Source organism: Bradyrhizobium sp. Kon10 (assembly GCF_055807395.1).
The window spans coordinates 1-249 of record NZ_JBVVOZ010000327.1 but is presented as its reverse complement, the minus strand read 5'-3'; the positions used below and the strand labels follow the sequence as shown (position 1 = coordinate 249).

The following is a 249-nucleotide window of genomic DNA, read 5'->3' as shown; positions in this document are numbered from 1 at the left end:
ATCTGCACGGCAGCGCCTTCCGAATAGATGCCGCCCGAGGCAAGGACGATGTAGACCTTCTTGCCGGTGACGAGGCCCTTCGGGCCATTCTCGCCATAAGCGAAAGTCTTGCCGGAGCGGGCGACGTGATCGACCCAGGATTTCAGCGTCGACGAGATGCCGAAATTGATGAAGCCGGTAGCGAGGATGATGGTGTCGGCCGCAAACAGTTCATCGAGTACGGCGTCGGAAACGCCGACGACTTCGGCC

The 249-nt window shown here is 60.2% G+C and carries 1 protein-coding gene; it reads right to left on the bottom strand.

Annotated elements, in window-relative coordinates:
* Positions 1-249 (bottom strand): NAD(P)H-dependent oxidoreductase (locus AC0L2O_RS37240; protein ID WP_473373261.1); only part of this gene is annotated, 249 nt, incomplete at both ends.